This is a genomic window from Nocardia uniformis NBRC 13702 (genome assembly GCF_001613345.1).
Classification (GTDB): domain Bacteria; phylum Actinomycetota; class Actinomycetes; order Mycobacteriales; family Mycobacteriaceae; genus Nocardia; species Nocardia uniformis.
Genome location: NZ_BDCE01000077.1, coordinates 90,748 through 108,684, shown reverse-complemented (window position 1 = coordinate 108,684; position 17,937 = coordinate 90,748). Strand labels below are relative to the sequence as shown.

At 65.2% G+C, this 17,937-nt stretch carries 18 protein-coding genes, 1 tRNA gene and 1 pseudogene; 13 read left to right on the top strand and 7 right to left on the bottom strand.

The genetic code is table 11. From position 1 onward, the window contains the following. Positions 1-12: 12 nt before the first annotated feature. Entirely contained in the window at positions 13-891 is an 879-nt protein-coding gene (locus NU1_RS29895) for an alpha/beta fold hydrolase (protein WP_169815169.1), read from the bottom strand. Positions 892-1,043: 152 nt separating this feature from the next. Between NU1_RS29895 and NU1_RS29890 the strand changes: the two genes are divergently transcribed. Together NU1_RS29890 and NU1_RS29885 are read left to right on the top strand one after the other, a co-directional pair. Then, positions 1,044-1,652: a TetR/AcrR family transcriptional regulator gene (locus NU1_RS29890; protein WP_067526776.1), complete on the top strand. Its 609-nt coding sequence runs from the start codon at positions 1,044-1,046 to the stop codon at positions 1,650-1,652. Between the two features lie 9 nt (positions 1,653-1,661). After that, the gene (locus NU1_RS29885; RefSeq protein ID WP_371859855.1) at positions 1,662-2,381 is read left to right on the top strand and encodes a phosphatase PAP2 family protein; all 720 of its coding nucleotides are present in this window, start codon (positions 1,662-1,664) and stop codon (positions 2,379-2,381) included. On the opposite strand, the gene NU1_RS29880 is transcribed toward NU1_RS29885, so the two are convergent. The 3 genes from NU1_RS29880 to NU1_RS29870 are packed head-to-tail and all read right to left on the bottom strand — an operon-like array spanning position 2,323 to position 6,433. Continuing rightward, positions 2,323-4,296 (bottom strand): acetoacetate--CoA ligase, encoded by a 1,974-nt coding sequence (locus tag NU1_RS29880; protein ID WP_067526839.1) that lies wholly within the window; start codon positions 4,294-4,296, stop codon positions 2,323-2,325. The genes NU1_RS29885 and NU1_RS29880 overlap by 59 nt on opposite strands. After that, positions 4,293-5,051 (bottom strand): 3-hydroxybutyrate dehydrogenase, encoded by a 759-nt coding sequence (locus tag NU1_RS29875; protein WP_067526772.1) that lies wholly within the window; start codon positions 5,049-5,051, stop codon positions 4,293-4,295. Before NU1_RS29875 ends, NU1_RS29880 begins: the two co-directional genes overlap by 4 nt. Next, positions 5,048-6,433: an MFS transporter gene (locus NU1_RS29870; RefSeq protein ID WP_067526770.1), complete on the bottom strand. Its 1,386-nt coding sequence runs from the start codon at positions 6,431-6,433 to the stop codon at positions 5,048-5,050. Before NU1_RS29870 ends, NU1_RS29875 begins: the two co-directional genes overlap by 4 nt. Positions 6,434-6,570: 137 nt before the next feature. Here NU1_RS29870 and NU1_RS29865 point away from each other — a divergent pair, with 137 nt between their 5' ends. The 4 genes from NU1_RS29865 (at position 6,571) to NU1_RS40750 (ending at position 10,072) form a co-directional block, all read left to right on the top strand. Next, the gene (locus tag NU1_RS29865) at positions 6,571-7,500 is read left to right on the top strand and encodes a LysR family transcriptional regulator (protein ID WP_157553224.1); all 930 of its coding nucleotides are present in this window, start codon (positions 6,571-6,573) and stop codon (positions 7,498-7,500) included. Next, positions 7,497-8,237: a helix-turn-helix transcriptional regulator gene (locus tag NU1_RS29860; RefSeq protein ID WP_067526766.1), complete on the top strand. Its 741-nt coding sequence runs from the start codon at positions 7,497-7,499 to the stop codon at positions 8,235-8,237. The genes NU1_RS29865 and NU1_RS29860 overlap by 4 nt, the downstream gene beginning before the upstream one ends. A 699-nt stretch (positions 8,238-8,936) precedes the next feature. Beyond that, positions 8,937-9,869, top strand: coding sequence for a helix-turn-helix domain-containing protein (locus NU1_RS29855; RefSeq protein ID WP_307645180.1), 933 nt, complete (start codon positions 8,937-8,939; stop codon positions 9,867-9,869). Continuing rightward, a complete protein-coding gene (locus NU1_RS40750) occupies positions 9,842-10,072 on the top strand; it encodes a DUF397 domain-containing protein (RefSeq protein WP_307645178.1) in 231 nt (76 codons plus the stop codon). The genes NU1_RS29855 and NU1_RS40750 overlap by 28 nt, the downstream gene beginning before the upstream one ends. Before the next feature lie 8 nt (positions 10,073-10,080). Here the strand turns inward: NU1_RS40750 and NU1_RS29850 are convergent, their stop codons facing one another. Beyond that, positions 10,081-10,383, bottom strand: coding sequence for a hypothetical protein (locus tag NU1_RS29850; RefSeq protein WP_169815168.1), 303 nt, complete (start codon positions 10,381-10,383; stop codon positions 10,081-10,083). A gap of 325 nt (positions 10,384-10,708) precedes the next feature. Between NU1_RS29850 and NU1_RS29845 the strand changes: the two genes are divergently transcribed. From NU1_RS29845 to NU1_RS29835, 3 genes are all read left to right on the top strand, one after another. After that, positions 10,709-10,963, top strand: a complete 255-nt coding sequence (locus NU1_RS29845; protein ID WP_067526761.1) for a ribbon-helix-helix protein, CopG family — start codon at positions 10,709-10,711, stop codon at positions 10,961-10,963. 114 nt (positions 10,964-11,077) lie between these two features. Further along, a complete protein-coding gene (locus tag NU1_RS29840; RefSeq protein WP_245720375.1) occupies positions 11,078-11,395 on the top strand; it encodes a PIN domain-containing protein in 318 nt (105 codons plus the stop codon). A 187-nt stretch (positions 11,396-11,582) separates the two neighbouring features. Then, positions 11,583-11,951 carry a DUF3703 domain-containing protein gene (locus NU1_RS29835; protein WP_371859854.1) on the top strand — a complete coding sequence of 123 codons (369 nt, stop codon included), beginning with the start codon at positions 11,583-11,585 and terminating at the stop codon, positions 11,949-11,951. 76 nt (positions 11,952-12,027) lie between these two features. Here NU1_RS29835 and NU1_RS29830 read toward each other — a convergent pair whose 3' ends face one another. Continuing rightward, positions 12,028-12,774 carry an ATP-binding protein gene (locus NU1_RS29830; protein ID WP_503826554.1) on the bottom strand — a complete coding sequence of 249 codons (747 nt, stop codon included), beginning with the start codon at positions 12,772-12,774 and terminating at the stop codon, positions 12,028-12,030. A gap of 171 nt (positions 12,775-12,945) precedes the next feature. On the opposite strand from NU1_RS29830, the pseudogene NU1_RS29825 reads away from it, so the two are divergent. Continuing rightward, positions 12,946-13,254, top strand: a pseudogene (locus tag NU1_RS29825) (DUF3703 domain-containing protein); the annotation flags it as partial. On the opposite strand, the gene NU1_RS29820 reads toward NU1_RS29825, so the two are convergent. Next, positions 13,238-14,296 carry a zinc-dependent dehydrogenase gene (locus tag NU1_RS29820; RefSeq protein WP_067526749.1) on the bottom strand — a complete coding sequence of 353 codons (1,059 nt, stop codon included), beginning with the start codon at positions 14,294-14,296 and terminating at the stop codon, positions 13,238-13,240. The pseudogene NU1_RS29825 and the gene NU1_RS29820 sit on opposite strands and share 17 nt — an antisense overlap. 202 nt (positions 14,297-14,498) lie before the next feature. On the opposite strand from NU1_RS29820, the gene NU1_RS29815 reads away from it, so the two are divergent. From NU1_RS29815 to NU1_RS29805, 3 genes are all read left to right on the top strand, one after another. Beyond that, positions 14,499-16,487: a PTS mannitol transporter subunit IICBA gene (locus NU1_RS29815; RefSeq protein ID WP_067526746.1), complete on the top strand. Its 1,989-nt coding sequence runs from the start codon at positions 14,499-14,501 to the stop codon at positions 16,485-16,487. A 23-nt stretch (positions 16,488-16,510) separates the two neighbouring features. Beyond that, positions 16,511-17,269, top strand: a complete 759-nt coding sequence (locus NU1_RS29810) for a DeoR/GlpR family DNA-binding transcription regulator (protein ID WP_067526744.1) — start codon at positions 16,511-16,513, stop codon at positions 17,267-17,269. Between the two features lie 383 nt (positions 17,270-17,652). Beyond that, a tRNA-Pro gene (locus NU1_RS29805) sits at positions 17,653-17,726 on the top strand. Positions 17,727-17,937 lie beyond the last annotated feature (211 nt).

The window sequence follows — 17,937 nt, the reverse complement described above, 5'->3', positions numbered from 1 at the left end:
GCAAATTTCAGGCTACTGGCGCGGGTCGGGGTGGCCCCAGAAGTCGACGAGATCCGCGCACACCTGCTCGGGTCGGTCCTCATTGGGCAGATGGCCGACGCCCGGGTAGACGGCGCGCCGTGCGCCGAGCTGCTCGGCGAAGCGCTCGTGCACCTGCGGATCCCACAGGTCGCCGGTATCGCCGTAGGCGATGAGGATGGGCACTCCGGCATTGCGCAGGACGGTCGGGTCGGCGAGCGGCGGCACCTCCATGACGCGCAGGATGCCGAGAATATTGGCCTTCTTGGTGGCCAGAATCCGAGTGTGCAGGAATTCGAGTTTGGCCGGTTCCGGTCGCCCGGCGGCGTTCGGGTCGGTCAGACCCATGGCGGTGCTCATCTGCTGCCAGATGAATTCCTGACCGCCCTGCTCGACGGCCTGTGCCACCAGGTGTGGTGGCGGAAAGTTGATGTCCGCCACCGACGATGGGCCCGAGGCCAGCAGGGTCAGGCTGCGGAATCTCGCGGGCCGGTCGAGCAGCGCGACCCGGGCGACGTACCCGCCGAAGGAGTGCCCGACCAGGTGTACGGGCTCGTCGCCGGATACCTGATCGACGACCCGCGCCAGATCGCCGGAGAAGTCGGCCATGGTGTAGCCGTCGATCTCGTCGGGTCCGTCGGACTGCCACTGTCCGCGCTGGTCGTAGGCGACCGCGCGATATCCGGCGTCGGCGAGTAGCGGCAGCATGGCCGCGAAGTCCTCTTTGGACCCGGTGAATCCGGGCACCAGCACGACGGTGCCGAGGGCTGTCACCCCCGGCGCTGGCACGGCCTCCCAGGCCGTAAGCGCTCCATACCCGCCATCGAGGGTGAGCGGAACGATATCGGTGGTGTGATCGGCAGCCTGGCTCATGAGATCGAGTGTGCCCGCGCATTCCGCGCAAACCGAGTGAGTGCTCGGTAATGTTATCAATCCGACATATTCTGACTGGGGTGGCCGATCTCCGGTCGGCCCGGTGCCGAGGACTAGTGTCTGCCGCAGGACCATCGCCGAAGGAGGATGACGTGGCGCAGCGCCGACCTCGCCCACGCGGCGAGGCCCGCAGGGAGCAGATTCTCGACGTGGCCCTGAAATCGTTCGCCGAGAACGGTTTCCACAACTCCTCCCTCGCCGACATCGCCGGGCTGTGCGGCCTGTCCCAGCCCGGCCTGCTGCACCACTTCCCGACCAAGGCCGCTCTCCTGGCGGCCGTTCTCGAATACCGCGACCGGCTCGATGCCCAGCGACTCGAATTCGGCGAGGCCCTGCGCGGCCCGGACGCGCTGCGGCGGCTGGCGCGGCTGGTCGAGCACAACACGCATGTGCCCGGCCTGGTGCAGGTGTTCACGGTCGTCACCGGGGAGTCGGTCACGGTTGATCATCCCGCGCACGGCTGGGCGGTCGACCGCTACCGCACGCTGGAGCGAACCCTGGCACGGGCGCTCGACGAGGGGATCGCCGACGGCACCATTCGCGCCGGTCTCGATACGAAAGCGGTGGCTCGCCAGGTATTCGCCATAATGGACGGCCTACAGCTGCAATGGCTGCTCGATCCCGAGACCGTGGATATGGCGGCGCTATTTCGCGCCTATATCGACGGTTTGATCCAATTGATCGGCGTGCACAGCGATTAGCCTGGACGGATGCGTCGACGATCTTGGCGGAATTCTCGTCCGTTGGGCCACGTCAGCCGCCCCGACCGGTGGCTGATGCGGCGCAGTTCGCGGCTGCGACCGTCGCGCGCTGATGGATTGCTGCGGACGCTGAGCGTCAGTGCCAATCACAGCAGGCTGTGGATCGCGTGCGCGGCGGCACTGTACTTCTCGGGGGACCGGGCCGGGCGGCGGGCCGCGCTGCGCGGACTGGCGGTCACCGGAATCGCCAGCGGATTGGCCAATGGCGTTGCCAAACCCCTGTTCCCGCGCCGACGACCGCCGGGTGAAGCGGTGCCGTTCGTGCGCCGCATCCTCAATCCGCCGGTCTCGTCCTCGTTCCCGTCCGGGCATTCCGCTTCCGCCGCCGCGTTCACGGCCGGTGTGGCACTGGAAGATCCGGTCTCGGCGGCGGTCATCGCCCCCGTCGCGCTGGCGGTGGCGTATTCACGCGTGCATATCGGTGTGCACTGGCCCACCGACGTGGCGGCCGGAGCGGCGCTCGGGGTGGCCGTCGCCGTGGTGACCCGCCGTTGGTGGGCGGCACGACCCGCGGAACCCGCCGCTGTCGGGGAGTCGACTGTCGCGCAACAGGCCGATCCGCGCCAGTCGACCCGGAGCACCAATGGTGGTCCGGGTCGAGGAGTGGTGATCACACCTGTGCGGGACGAATCGCCGCGTACCATTCGAGAAGCTCCGGGGCATCGATAGCGGCGGGGGAGATCACCCCGGAGATATCCGCACCCTGGAGCAGCTTCTTGAGCGGCACCTCGAGCTTCTTACCGGTGCGGGTATGCGGGATGCCGGGGGCGGCAATGATCTCGTCGGGTACGTGACGCGGCGAAACCTCATGGCGAATGGCGGTATTGATGCGTTCGCGCACCGCGTCGGTGAATTCGACACCGTCGGCGAGGACGACGAACAGTGGCATCCAGTACCCGCCGTCGGGCTGCTCCATGCCGAGCACCAGGGCTTCGGCGATCTCGGGCAGCGCCTCCACTGTCTGGTAGATATCGGCCGAGCCCATGCGAATCCCGTGCCGGTTCAGGGTCGAATCGGAGCGGCCGTGCACGACGATACTGCCGTGCTCGGTGCGGGTGATCCAGTCGCCGTGTCGCCATACAGCGGGAAACATGTCGAAATAGGCGTCGCGGTAACGGGATCCGTCCGGATCGTTCCAGAAGCGCACCGGCATGGACGGCATGGGCTCGGTAATGACGAGTTCCCCGACCGCCCCGCGCACGGGACGGCCGTCCGCATCCCAGGCGTCCAGTGCCACACCGAGATACGGGGCCGACAGCTCACCGGGCCATACCGGCACGGTGCGCACCCCGCCGATGAACGCCGAGACGATATCGGTGCCGCCGCTGATCGAGGCGACGGGAATATGGTCACCGACATTGTCGCGCAACCACAGTGACGACGAGGATGGCAGCGCCGATCCGGTAACCCCGACCAGGCGCAGTGCCGACAGGTCGTGGTCGCGCCGGGGGACGGCACCGGCTTTGGCGCAGGACAGGACGTAACCCGGGCTGGTGCCCACCACGGTGGCGCGGGTCTGGTCGGCCAACTCCCACAGGCTGTCCGGGTGCGGTGCGCTCGGACTGCCGTCGTAGCAGACGATGGTGGCCCCGACAAGCAGTCCGGCGACCTGGAAGTTCCACATCATCCACGACGGGCTGGTGTACCAGAAGAACGTATCGTCGCGCCCGATATCGGATTGCAGCGCAATAGCTTTCAGGTGTTCGAGCAGGACCCCACCGTGCCCGTGCACAATGCCCTTGGGTTTACCGGTGGTGCCCGAGGAGTACAGCACCCACAGCGGATGCGCGAAAGCCACCGGCTCCGTGACCATTCCCGGCGCGGCGGGGGCCATGGCGACCGCACTGTCCCACTCCACCGTGTCCGGCACGCCGTATCCGAGCCGCGCCACCGCCACGGTGCCCCGCAGTGTCGGTAAACCGGTTCGCAGCGCTTCGATCTCGGCCCGCCTATCGTGGTCCTTGCCGCCGTAGCGGTAACCATCCGCGGTGACGAGGACCGTGGGTGCCAACTGTCCGAGCCGGTCCAGCGCCGCCTGCGGGGAGTAGTCCTGACCGCACGCGCTCCAGACCGCGCCGATACTCGCCGTCGCCAGGAAGGCGATGACCGCCTCCGGGATATTCGGCAGATACCCGACCACCCGATCTCCGGCGCGCACACCCAGCGATCGCAGCGTGCGGGCGAAAGCGTCGGCGCGGGTGAGCATATCGGCCCACGAGATCTCTTCGACGGGTCCGCCCTCGCGCACCGAGACAATGGCGGGGCGATCGGTGCGGGCCTGGCGGACCACCTGATCGACGTAGTTCAGCGTGACGTCGGGGAACCAATGCGCGCTCGGCATGGTGGCGTCGGCCAGCACCGGACCCGGTGCGTCGCCGAGGTCGAAGTAGTCCCACACCGCGCGCCAGAACCCGGACAGATCCTCGACCGACCACCGCCACAGCGCTTGGTAGTCGGGGAAGTCCGTGCCGGTGCGATCGGCAGCGAACCGTGTGAAGTCGGTGATCCGCGCCCGCTCGATATCGGTGTCGCTCGGAATCCACTGCGCGGTCGCCTCCGTCGAAACAGCTGCGGTATCGATCATCGCGCGCTCCACCCGCCGTCCATGGTGTAGGTCGCCCCGGTCACCATGCCCGCCGATGCGGTGGTGAGCCAGCCGACCAGTGCCGCCACCTCTTCGGGTTCGATGAGCCGCTTGACCGCGCTCTCGGTCAAGAGGATCCGCTCGATCACATCCTGTTCGGGAATGCCGTGCGTACGAGCCTGATCGGCGATCTGCCTATCGACCAGCGGCGTCCGCACATAGGCGGGGTTGACGCAATTGCTCGTCACCCCGTGCGGCCCACCCTCCAGGGCGGTCACCTTGGACAGCCCCTCGAGGGCGTGCTTCGCCGTGACATACGCGGACTTGTAGGCCGAGGCCCGAATCCCGTGCACCGAGGAGATATTCACGATCCGTCCGAAGCCCTGCGCGTACATGTGCGGCAGCGCCGCCCGCACGAGCAGGAACGGTGCCTCCACCATCAGCGCGAGCATGTTCCGGAACCGCTCCGGCGGAAAGTCCACGATCGGACTCACGGTTTGCACGCCCGCGTTGTTGACGAGGATGTCGGTCTCGAGTTGCAAATCCTCCAGTGCACCGACCTCGAGCAGATCGACTTCCCAAGCGGTGCCGCCGATCTCGTCCGCCAGGGCTTTCGCGGCGAGACCATCGATATCGGCGACGGTGACGGCGGCTCCGCGCCCGGCGAGTTCGCGAGCGCAGGCCGCGCCGATACCGCTCGCACCACCGGTGACCAGCGCGGTGCGCCCGACCAGGTCGCCCGTGGGTCCGCTCATGCGCGGGCCGCCTTCGAATCGGTCTGCGCGGCAAGGCTGACCGCATCGGCGAGATCGATATCGCCCAGATCCGCGCCCTTGGTCTCGCGAGCGAACAGCACCGCGACCATGGTGATCGCACAGGCGATGGCGAGGTAGATCGCGATGGGGGTGGAGGAGCCGTAGCTGTCCAGCAGACGAACGGCAATGATCGGGGCCAGTGAACCGGCGACGATCGAGGTCACCTGATAGCCCAGGGACACACCGGAATACCGCATCCGGGTCGGGAACATCTCCGCCATGATGGCGGGCTGCGCCGCGTACATGAAGGCGTGGAAGATCAGGCCGATGATAATGGCGGACAGGATGACCGCATTGTGGTCGCTGTCCATCATGGGGAAGGCGAAGAATCCCCAGGTGGCCGCGGCGATCGCACCGACGAGATAGACCGGCCGCCTACCGAATCGGTCGCTGAACCGACCCACCAGCGGGATCGTCACGAAGTGCACGACATGGGCGATCAACAGCCACCACAGGATTTCGCTGGTATCGGCTCCGACATGCACCTTGAGATAGGTGATGGAGAAGGTGACGACGAGGTAGTAGAAGACATTCTCACCGAACCGCAGCCCCATGGCGGTGAAAACCCCACGCGGATAACGCTTCAGGACCTCGACCGCGCTGAATCCGGTGGCCTTCTCCTGCTCGGCCAGCTTCTGCGCGGCCAGGAAGATGGGCGCATCGGTGATCTTGGTCCGAATGTAGTAGCCGACCAGCACGACGACCGCCGACAGCCAGAACGCCACCCGCCAGCCCCAGGACAGGAATGCCGCATCCGACAGCGTGGAGGTCAGTGTCAGCAGCACGACCGTCGCTAGGAGGTTGCCGAGCGGCACCGCCGCCTGCGGCCACGCCGACCAGAAGGCGCGACTGCGATTCGGGCTGTGCTCGGCCACCAGGAGTACCGCGCCGCCCCATTCGCCGCCGACCGCGAAACCCTGGATGAACCGCAGGATCACCAGCAGTGTGGGTGCCAGCACGCCGATCTGTCCGTAGGTGGGCAGACAACCCATCAGGAAGGTGGCCGCGCCGACCATCAGCAGGCTCAGTTGCAGCAGCTTCTTGCGCCCGTACTTATCGCCGAAGTGCCCGAAGACGATGCCGCCCAAGGGTCGCGCCGCGAAGCCCACCGCGTAGGTGACGAAGGCCGCGAGGATGGCGTCGAGATCGCTGGTGGTGTCGGAGAAGAACACCTTGTTGAACACCAGCGTGGCCGCGGTGCCGTAGAGAAAGAACTCGTACCACTCCACGACGGTGCCCGCCATGGATGCGGCGACCACCCGCCGCAGTCCGGTGGGGGCGGGATCTGCTCCCGGCTGTGGCGAGGCAACGCCGACGCTCATCGCTGTACTCCTTCAGTTCGGCCGCATCACCCCTCATTTGTGATGCGGCCCACATAATCGAACGGATTCGAGTATCGATGCACAATTCCGCACCCGCAATGGTCAGAAGTGCAGGGGATATCTGCAAGAATGCAGAAATGTTCGTGAGCTCCGCCACTGCCCGTCCGAACGCCGATGACCTGCTGGTATTGCTGGCCGTCGGCCGGACCGGGCGCTATGTCTCGGCGGCGGAGGAATTGGGCATCAACCACACCACCATCTCCCGGCGGATCGCCGCACTCGAACGGGCGCTCGGCGGTCGGGTGCTGATGCGCGGCGCGGGCGGATGGGAGTTGACCGATCTCGGACGCGAGGCGCTGACCGTCGCCGAATCCATCGAATCCGCCGTGCGGTCGCTCGGCGTCGACGCGCGTGGTGAGCGGACCCTGGAGGGTGTGGTGCGGCTGTCGGCCACCGATGGGTTCAGTGCCTATCTGGCCGCGCCCGCCATTGCCGAGGTGCGGCGGCAGCATCCGAAGATCACCGTGGAGATCGTGGCGACCACCCGTCGTGCGTCCCGGCAACGGTCCAGCCTCGATATCGAGGTGGTGGTCGGCAAACCGCAGGTGCTGCGCGCGGAGGCCATCGGCCTCGGCGATTATGTGCTCGGCCTCTACGGTTCGCGTGCCTATCTGGCCGAGTACGGTGCGCCCGCCTCCATCGAGGATCTGGCGCGGCACCCGCTGGTGTACTTCATCGAATCCATGCTCCAGGTCGATGATCTCGACCTGGCGTCCAGCTTCGCGCCCGCCATGCGTGAATCCATTTCGTCCACCAATGTTTTCGTGCACGTGGAGGCCACCCGGGCCTCGGCCGGGCTGGGCCTGCTGCCGTGCTTCATGGCCGATCGGCACGCCGACCTCGTGCGCGTGCTGCCCGATCGGGTCGGGGTGCAGCTCACCTACTGGCTGGTGGCCCGCGCCGAAACGCTGCGCCGCCCCGAGGTGGCGGCCGTGGTCGACGCGCTGCGCGCCCGGGTGCACCGTGAGCGGGATATGTTGCTCGGCACCGTATTGCCGTCGCGATGAGCGAATGGGTGTGGGCGTGCGCGGCGACGCTACGTCCCGGGCTGATGGTGCTCAGTGGTGAAATCGGCACGGCGGGAACGCATGCGCACCACACGGTGCAGATCATGCTGGCTCGCCGAGGTGAGTTCGTGCTCGCGGATGGCCGTGGGGCGCGGCGGCGTACGCACGCGGTCATCGTGCCGCCGGACCGCGCCCACGCTGTGGTCGAAGGTGCGCCCGACGGGATGCTGGTTCATGTCGACCCGGAATCCGGTGCGGGGCGGCGTCTTACCGAAATATTCTCGGAATCCGACGACATTGCGCGGTGGTGCGCGGCCGGTGCGGCGATCGCCGACGATTCGGAGTGGTTCCAGGACGGCAGGTTCCGTGCCGTCGTGGCCGCTGCCCCCGCACCCCACCGCCATCCGGCCGTGACGCGTGCTCTGGCCTTGCTTCCGGGCCGCCTCGATGCCGGTCCGTTGCGGCTGGCGGACCTCGCCCGCGATGTGGAGCTATCCGAAAGCCGCCTGGCGCACCTGTTCTCGGCCGATGTCGGTCTCCCGTTCCGCCCCTATGTGCGCTGGCTGCGCCTACAGCGGGCCACCGAACTCGTGGCCGCCGGAAACACTCTCACCGCCGCCGCGCACGGCGCGGGCTTCGCCGACAGCTCGCATCTGAATCGGGTGTGCCACCGCACGTTCGGTTCCGCCCCGTCGGAGCTCAATCGCATCCGCTGGGTCGACGACCTGATCATGTAGAAATGTGTAGAGCGTGCATTTGCTTGGGTCGCAATCCCGATGCAAGGCAGCAGCTCTCGATATCTCGAATGGTCGCACGGAATCCGGCTCCAGCGCGCAATCCATCAACTCAATAGTTCGCGGTGCTTCATAAGTACTCATGATTCACCTTCTGTGTTTCCCATTTGCCCGGTGCCTACCGGAATCAATCGGCATCAGTACCCGGTTCCGTTTCAAGCGTCCGCACCGGACGAGAATGGCGCGAGCGGCAGCCTTTGCGGCACAGACGGTAACCGGGTGCTCGTGGTGGATCTCCCAGACCACGGCGGCGGTATCTTCGGTCCACGTGTCGTGTCCGGGAGCGGAGCAGTCGTCCAACGACGGATTCACAGAACGCTGTATTGCTCTGGGGGGCAACAGCATTAGATCTCGCCTCCATGGCAGAGGGATGGTTGATGGTCCCCCTGGTGGTCGGTACTTCCTTGGGTGTCGGACCCGAACTCGGCTGCGAGGGCAACACAGCGATCCGAGATGTTTTCGCGGGCCGATGATCTGGTTTCCCGACCACCTGGGGTGATCCCAGTAGACACCGGAGTTCGCCGAGCGAACACCATTTTTGGAACGCCCACTGAACTTGGTCCATTTCGCCAGCGCGCGTGCCAAACCAGGCGCACAATGCAATCCAAGAGCTTCGCGTGAGCGTTCCATGAATCACCCCACATGCCACCCAAAATTTCGGGAGCGACGCTAATGAGTAGCAGTAAGCCCACGACGATTCCCCGGCGACAGCTGGGCAGGAAATTGCGAGAAATGCGACAGGGCAGCGGCTTATCCATCGCGGATGCGGCTCGATTGATCGAACGGGGAACCGGAACCCTTCAGCGGCTGGAGAAAGGCGAGAGTCCCCGAATCCGTCAGTGGGACATCGAAGCTCTGTGCAAGATCTACGGTGCTTCACAAGATAAAACGGAGGCGCTGAAAGCGCTTGCCGCACAGGCGGATGAGCGAACGCGTCCGGTTGACGAGAAGGTGTGGTGGCAGCGCTACGAAGATCTCATTCCTGATGACTTCGAGACTTATGTGAGCCTCGAGGCCGCAGCCGCCCAGGTGATCATGTACCAGTCCGACGTTGTGCCCGGAGTTGTCCAAACTTCCGACTATGCGCGAGCACTCGACGGGGTGTTCTTCGGCTCGGATACGCCGATGGAGCTGGATCAGCGCATACAGGTCCGGATGCAACGCCAGACAGCCCTCACTCGTCGACTCTCACCGGTTGAGGTGAACCTACTGATCGATGAGGCGGTGATCCGGAGAGTCGCGGGTAGCCCGAAGGTGATGGTCAAGCAGCTCCGCAAACTGGCGGACACACCGGCTAACGTCCAAGTTCGAATCGTTCCGTTCTCTGCGGGATTCCCGCTCGGGTGCGCGCCAGGGCCGTTCGTGATCTTGCGCTTCCCCGTCGACCCGGGCACCCTGGAGCCGGTTGAGCCAACCACGGTTTATGTCGAGCAATACGGCTCCCGGCTCTACTATGACCGCACAGACGTGGTGGATCGATATCTGCAAGCACACGAGCACATCGCCCGCGTAGCGTTGTCGGTAGCGGAGAGCAAACACCTTCTGAGGTGTGTGGCGAAGGAGTACGAAGCGTGAACGATCTGTCCGGAGTACGTTGGTTCAAGAGCACGGCGAGTCAGGGTGGCGAAGCTTGTGTTGAGGCGGCTCACCTCGTAGGCGGCAAAGTTGGAGTCCGTGACTCGAAGCTCGGAAGCGCAAGTCCAGTACTGGTATTCGACGCTGCGACGTGGGACGGCTTTGTCAGTGCACTGGGTTCTGGCAAGTTCGACTGCCCGTAATCCCCCTCTCACGCCACTTCGCGTAACCCTTCCGGGATCGGCCGAAGCGGGATGCCCGCCGCGGCCATATCGGCCCTGAGTTCCTTCACATAGCGCCACAGCCAAATGCGTTGCTGACGTTCTTCTTTGAGTTCCTGACGCAGCTGATCCAGCAGCGCCAGCACGGTGTTCGTAATCTCGGAGGTCGCGTCGGCGGACGATTGCTCCGACTGTGCGACAAGCAGTTCGGCGTGGGCGGCTCTGATTCTGCGCTCCGACAGGTAGACGATCAGGCCCTGCCCACCGAGCACCGCGCCCATCAGTGTTCCCATCGTCGGCCAATCCATCGCTACCTCACTGCACCGGTCCCAGCGTCGATGTGGCCCTTACTGATCAGAGAACTCAGCACCGGCTCTAGCACGGCGTCTAGTTTCTACCGTACGGTCCGTTCTTCGGCCGGGTCCGGGGTCTGGTCAGTTGATACCCAACCTCAGCTTGATTGCCTCCGCGTCGTTGCGAAGATCTGCCATGGCCTCGACCAGTGCCTTTCCGTCAGATTGCGGCCAGCCCGGGGATAGCTGTCGATATTCGAGTGCATCGTCCCGTCCACCCGTTACTCTCGGAGCCGGATCCTGGGGATGGCGGGGTGCAAACCATATGGCTCGGAAGAAGACGACGGTAATGGTCGACGAGAAAGACCTGGCGTTGATCAAGCAGGCTGCGGCCCGGGAAGGACGACCGGAGTCGGAGTACTTTCGAGAGGCGTTCCACCTCGTGGCGACTCGCAGCCGCCGCTGGCAGGAGGATTGGGGTATTCCAATCGTCGATTTCGGTCGGCCGATTTCGGCCGAGGAAGTTCATCGAACGGTGCGGGATGAGATCTTCGACGACGAATGGGCCGATGATCGATGATCCTGACCGGTGCTGTGTCGGGGTCTGATGGCTGCGTTCAACCCTCCGAACCCGACCATGCCCGGCGCGGACTGTCTTGCAGCAAGCCGGCCCCTCACAGTGGTCTCTCCGCTGGTGCTGCTCGAGATCGAGCACGTCCTCACCCGAAATGTGAACCGGGAGACGGCCTACGGTGTGAACGACTGGTTGCTTGCGCAGGAGCGGACTGGACGCGTCGAGATTCCGGAAGTTTCAGCAGCCGTGGTACGGCTTGCGCGGCGAGTGCAGAATCGGTTTGTCGCGCTGCGTCTGGATTTGACCGACGCCACCAATGTCGCACTCGCTGAGCGGTATGAGACGGCTGACGTGCTGACCCTGGATCGACGCGATTTCCGGGCGGTCACACCCCTAACCTTTCACAAGGCGTTCCGGGTACTGCCGGACGATCTTTGAATCGGGGGCACCACGCGTAGCGGTGTCGGTGGCGGCCAGTGTCGAAGTCACTTCGAGTGCCGGACGGCTCAGCCGGTCACGGGGCGCTGAAGTGACACCTCCCTGGTCGTAGCAGGTTTGTCCAAGCGGTAAAGGGTGTCCTCGGTCCAATCTGGTCAGCGAGACCGTTGACCAGAGGAGTATCACCGTGGCCGCTATGCCGCTGACCGTTCGCGCCGCCTTCGAAGCCGAACTCGCCACCGCGCGTTCAACTTCCGATCTCGACACCATGTGGCGTGCGCTGGAGCGCGCGCACATCCTCTCGCAGGAGTGGCCGTGGCCGCACACTCGCTCGCACTGGCACATGTTCGTCCTGGCCTTGCGGACCCGCGACCGACGCGAGGCGCTGGGGCAGGCGCTTCGCCTCGCGGTGGCCGGTGTGGGATCGTCGGTGGGCCGTGTTCCCATCGGCAATACGGGGCGTGCTGCCGTCGGTATCACGGCACCCATGCCGATTCCGGAGGATCTCGCCAGGATTCTCGCGGAAGGTAGAAGGGAGAGTGCAGTTCAGGGGTGAATGGTTGGCGAATCCCTTTCTGTGCCAGTCGGTTCCGCAGCTGATCCGTCGCCGGGATCAGCTGGGTTCGGTCGATCTACTTGGCAGGTTCCCAATCGGGCGCTGTCTGCCAGAGTGCGCTGACGGGCACTGCTCGCAGCTTGTGGCCGAAGGGGAGGGTATCCGTGCCGGTGTAGAGAACGATGCCGGCGCGGAAGTCGTCGCCGAGTTGCTTGTCGAGGTGATGGAGCCCGCGGAAGTCTACTGATCGCACTGTGGATGCAGCTTTCACCTCGATTCCGACCACTTCCCCGCGTCGATCCTCGAGGATGACATCGACCTCGATCTTGTTCTTATCTCGGTAGTGAAACATATCCGCGAGCGTGTCGGACCAGGTGAGTTGCCGCGCCAGTTCCGAGACCACGAATCCTTCCAGTAACGGTCCGAACGGACCGCTCGGACGTCGCAGGGTATGTGAGTCGGCGGCCAGGAGTCGTGCGGCAACGCCCGAGTCGACGAATGCCAGCTTGGCTGCTGCGGCCGCTCGAGTGCCGAGGTTGCGGTGCCACCCGGGAATCCGTTTGATGAGGAAGATCTCTTCCGGCAGGCGCATATACCGCTGAATCGTGTTGCGGGACAACTCGAGTTCGTTCTCGAGTGCTCCGGCCGCGACCAGGCCGCCCGAGCGGGCGGCGAGGAGCCGGATCAACGTGGCCAGTTGTGGCGCCCGCTCGATCTCGGCCAGTTGGCGTACGTCACGATCGATCAGATTCTGTATCCGACACCGATTCTGACGTTTTGCGACCATTTGGCTGACGATCTGCGGAAGATAGGCTGACGTTATGCGGCGCCTCTGCTGACGGTATGCGGTAGTGTGAGCGCGAATATGGTCCTCACCGGGTTGCTTGGTGATTCGACACGGGCGGTGCCGTCGGATGCTTCTGAGCGGCTATGCCGTTGACCGTTCGTACGGCCTTCGAAGCCGAACTCCGCTGGTCGTTCGGCTTCTGACCTCGACACCATGCAGCGGGTACTGGAGCGCGCGCACATCCTGTTCCAGGAGTGGGTTCCCATCCGCAATACCGGCGACTCTCGCAGGAGTGGCCGTGGCCGCACTCGCTCGCACTGGCACATGTTCGTGCTGGCCCTGCGGACCCGCGACCGGGGCGAGGTGCTGGGTCAGGCGGTGCGCCTCGCCGTGGCCGGTGCGCCCTCGTCGGTGGGCCGTGCCCCCGTGGGCAATGCGGGGCGGTCTGCTGTGAGTATCACGGCCCCCATGCCGATTCCGGAGGATCTCGCCCGAATTCTCACGGCTCCACGGTGACCTTGATGGCTTCGCCGTTCTCGACGATCGAGAAGGCGTCGAGGACGTTGCCCAGGTGGATGCGGTGGGTGATCAGGTCCTCGACCGGAACCTGACCGGTGGAGATGTATTCGAGGGCGCGTTTGTTGTGTTCGGGGGCGGATCCGTTGGCGCCGTGGATGTGTAGCTGGCGGTAGTGCACGACATTGGAGTCGCAGGTGATGGTGGGGTTGGTCTTGGGCAGGCCGCCGAAGAAGGAGATACGGCCGTTGCGGGCGGCGATGGCGATGGCCTGCTCCTGGGTGACATTGGCGGCGGTGGCGGTGATGACCACGTCGGCGCCGCGGCCACCGGTCAGTTCCATGACGCGTGCCACCACGTCGGTCCGGGATGCGTCGATCACCTCGTCGGGTTGTACCGCGTCCGCGGACATCCGCAGACGGTCCGCATTGACATCGACGAGAAATACTGGGCCGCAGCGATGTACGCCGCGCGCGATGCGAATGTGCATACAGCCGATCGGTCCCGCGCCGAAGACGACGACGGTGTCACCCGCCTCGATGCCGAGTAGCTCCTGGGCATTGATCGCACAGGCGAACGGCTCGGCCGCGGAGGCTTCGGCGTAGCCGACATTGTCGGGAATCTTGTTCAGGCCGTCGACCCGCAGCACCTGGCTGGGCACGATCATGTATTCGGCGAAGCCGCCGTCGTACTGGTATCCGACCGATGTCTGGTTCTGGCACACCGCCATCCAGCCCCTACCGCACTCGTGGCATTTCCCGCAGGGCACCGCGGCGATGACCTGGGCGCGGTCGCCGACCTGCCACTGCGTGCCGTACAGCTCGTTCACCGCCGACCCCACCTCGGCGATCTCGCCCGCGATCTCGTGACCGAGAGTGCGTGGGGGAGTGAGGTTCTGGTGCCCGTTGTGCCGGATCTTGACATCCGTGCCGCAGGTCGAGCAATTGCGCACCCGGAGCTTGATCTCGTCCGGACCGCACTCGGGCTCGGGGATGTCCTCCAGGCGGATGTCCTCGGGTGCGTAGTAGCGCAGGGCCTTCATGAATCGGTGTTCCTTCCGCCGTGGCCGACCTGTGGGCTCAGCCGCTCCCATCCACCGTAACGGCCATCCGGGCACAAAGCCACACGAATCGGTGCCCATTTATGCCCGATCTATTGCATTCATGCCCGGTTCTGCGGTCTACTGCTGAAGGAGATGTGGCCACGGTCACATATTCGATCGAGTAGCTCAGAGGAAGTTCACGATGTCTATCTCCCCACCGGAAGCCCGCGGCGGCACGCGAGTGCGAGTCCAGCGAATCGGTACGTTCCTGTCGAGCATGGTCATGCCGAATATCGGTGCGTTCATTGCCTGGGGCCTGCTCACGGCCCTGTTCATCGAGGAGGGCTGGATTACCTCCCTCACCGATCTGTGGGGAGAGGGCAGTTGGGTCGCCGATATCGGTGGCTGGGGCGACTACGACGGCGGCGGCATCGTCGGCCCGATGATCACCTATCTGCTGCCGATCCTCATCGGCGCGACCGGCGGCCGGATCGTCTACGACACGCGCGGCGCCGTGGTGGGCGCGATCGCCACCATGGGTGTGATCGCCGGCGCGGACGTACCGATGTTCCTGGGCGCGATGATCGTGGGCCCGCTCGGCGGCTGGTGCATCAAGAAGCTGGATGCGCTGTGGGAGGGCAGGATTCGCCCCGGTTTCGAGATGCTCGTGAACAACTTCTCGGCCGGAATCGCGGGCGCGGCATTGGCGATAGCCGGGTTCTTCGGCATCGGACCGGTGGTGTCCGCGTTCAGCAGGCTGGCCGGCAATGTCGTGGATTTCCTGGTGGACCAGAGTTTGCTGCCATTGACGTCGATCTTCATCGAACCGGCGAAGGTGCTGTTCCTCAATAACGCGATCAACCACGGCATCCTGACGCCCCTGGGCACCAACCAGGCCAGTGAGACCGGCAAGTCGATACTGTTCCTGCTGGAAGCCAATCCCGGTCCGGGCCTGGGACTTCTGATAGCCGTCGCGATCTTCGGCCGGGGCGTGGCGAAGACGACCGCGCCCGGTGCGGCGATCATCCACTTCCTCGGCGGCATCCACGAGATCTACTTCCCGTACGTGCTGATGAAGCCGAAGCTGATCGTCGCCGTGATCGCCGGCGGGATGACCGGCGTCTTCATCAATGTGGTCTTCGGCTCCGGTCTGCGCGCCCCGGCCGCGCCCGGATCCATTATCGCGGTGTACGCCCAGACGGCCAGCGGCAGCTATCTCGGCGTCACGCTGTCGGTGATCGGCGCCGCGACCGTGACATTCCTGGTCGCCGCCCTGCTGCTGCGCACCGACCGCGGAACCGGAGACGGCGATCTGGCCGGAGCCACAGCCGCCATGGAGAAGATGAAGGGTAAGCGCTCTGTCGCCGCTGCCGCGCTCACCTCGTCGATGACCGACTCGCAGGGATCGACCACATCGACTGTCCCGGCCACGATTTCGGCCATTGTCTTCGCCTGTGACGCCGGCATGGGATCGTCGGCCATGGGCGCCTCGGTGCTGCGCAAGAAGATTCGGGACGCGGGGTTCACGGACGTCAGTGTGGTCAACAAGGCGATCGCGAACCTCACCGACAGCTACGACCTCGTCGTCACCCACGCCGACCTGACCGAACGCGCCCGCGAACGGACGCCGTCCGCCATCCACGTGCCGGTCGACAACTTCATGAACAGCCCCGAGTACGACGAGATCGTCGCGCTGATCGCTCGTGCCGACAGCGCCGAAGATGCGGTAGAGGCCGAACCGGTCGAGCTCGAACCCGACGCCGAACAGCTCGCCCTCGCATCGATCGTGCTCTCCGGTAGCGCGACGAGCAGCGCCGCCGCCATCGACGAGGCAGGCCAGTTGCTGGTCGAGGCCGGGGCGGTCGACGCGCCGTATGTCGCCGCCATGCACGAGCGCGAGCGATCGGTCTCCACCTTCATGGGCAACGGTCTCGCCATCCCGCACGGCACCAACGCGGCCAAAGGCAGTATCCGCCGGACAGGTATCTCGGTGGTGCGCTATCCGGCGCACATCGACTGGAACGGCAACCCGGTCGAGTTCGTCATCGGTATCGCCGGAGCCGGGGACGATCATCTGCGGCTCATGTCCCGCATCGCCCAGGTGTTCACGGCCGAGGATCAGGTCGCACGCCTACGCGCCGCGAAAACGCCCGAGGACGTCAGGGAGATCCTCGGTGCCGTGCACGCCTGAGCCGATACCGCACAATGTCCTGTGTGGATTCGGATTCGCGGCAATTGCAGATCTTGGGGTTCGCCCGCACGCGCGGCCGCGTGGAGGTGCTCGGGCTCGCGGACGAACTGGGGGTAGCCGCGGAGACGATCCGCCGCGATCTTCGCCTGCTCGCCGACCGCCGGTTGGTCAAGCGGGTACATGGCGGGGCGATCCCGTTGGAGAGCGCGGCGTTCGAGTCGAGCCTGGACTACCGCAGCCGAGTGGATCTGGCCCAGAAGCACCGGATCGCCGCAGCTGCCGCGGATCTGCTGCACGGCGCCGAAACCATCTATCTCGATGAGGGATTCACGCCGCGTCTCATTGCCGAGAAGCTCGCCGACCGGGAATTGACCGTCGTCACCTCCTCACTGCTCGCCGCCGAAGTGCTCGCCGACAGCGCCGGGATCACCGTCTTGCTGCTCGGCGGGCGCATGCGCGGCCGAACCCTCGCCACCGTGGACCACTGGGCCCTGCGCATGCTGGGCGAACTGGTCATCGATCTGGCCTACCTCGGCACCAACGGGGTCTCGGTCGAACACGGCCTGACGACACCGGATCCGGCGGTCGCCGCGGTGAAGGGTCTGGCGGTCGAACGTTCCAACCGACGGATCCTGGTGGCGGCGGACAGCAAATTCGGTATGTCGAGTTTCTGCCGCTTCGCCGAGATCTCCGACTTCGAGGCATTGGTGACCGGCGAGGAACTGCCACCAGTCACGGCCCAGAATTTCGAAGCCCTCGGGCCTGCCGTCATCCGCGCCTGAGCCCTCAACCATGCAGCTGAAACACCCGGATCCTCCGTGGAGAGAACGTATCTCGGCGTCACTGAACCTTCACCGGTCCGGAACCCGCGGATCGCGTCAGCGAGACCGCGATGGAGCGGTGAATGATGCTGGCCGTCGATCGGGTGGCGTCGGAAGGCCCTGGAGCGTAGCTGATTCCGCCTCGGGGTCGAAGATGCCGAAGGGGTGCGCCGCGCCCACGAGCACCATGCAGTCGTAACCGCGTGCCACTGCGCCGATTTCGGCGATTAGACCGATACCTGCGAGCCTGCGGCACCGGTCACACACGCCCGACCCGGGCCCGATTAGGCCAATCGGGGGGTCTCTGGGGTAATCTCTTCCAGCACCCGCGCGAGCGAGTGCAGCGGGCTGTGGCGCAGCTTGGTAGCGCACTTGACTGGGGGTCAAGTGGTCGCAGGTTCAAATCCTGTCAGCCCGACAGAAGATGCAGGTCAGCCCCGGTGGAAACACCGGGGTTTTCTGCTGAAATCGACTCCTCGATACGGATACGACACGGATTCAGCTGACAAGACGGTCCAGGATCGGTGAGCTGTCCGGTGCCAGAGTAGGCCGGTCGACATAGTGGAGCTCGGTGACCTTCGACCCGGGCACGTGCCCAAGCTGACGGCCCGCCTGGCTGATTCCGTCGC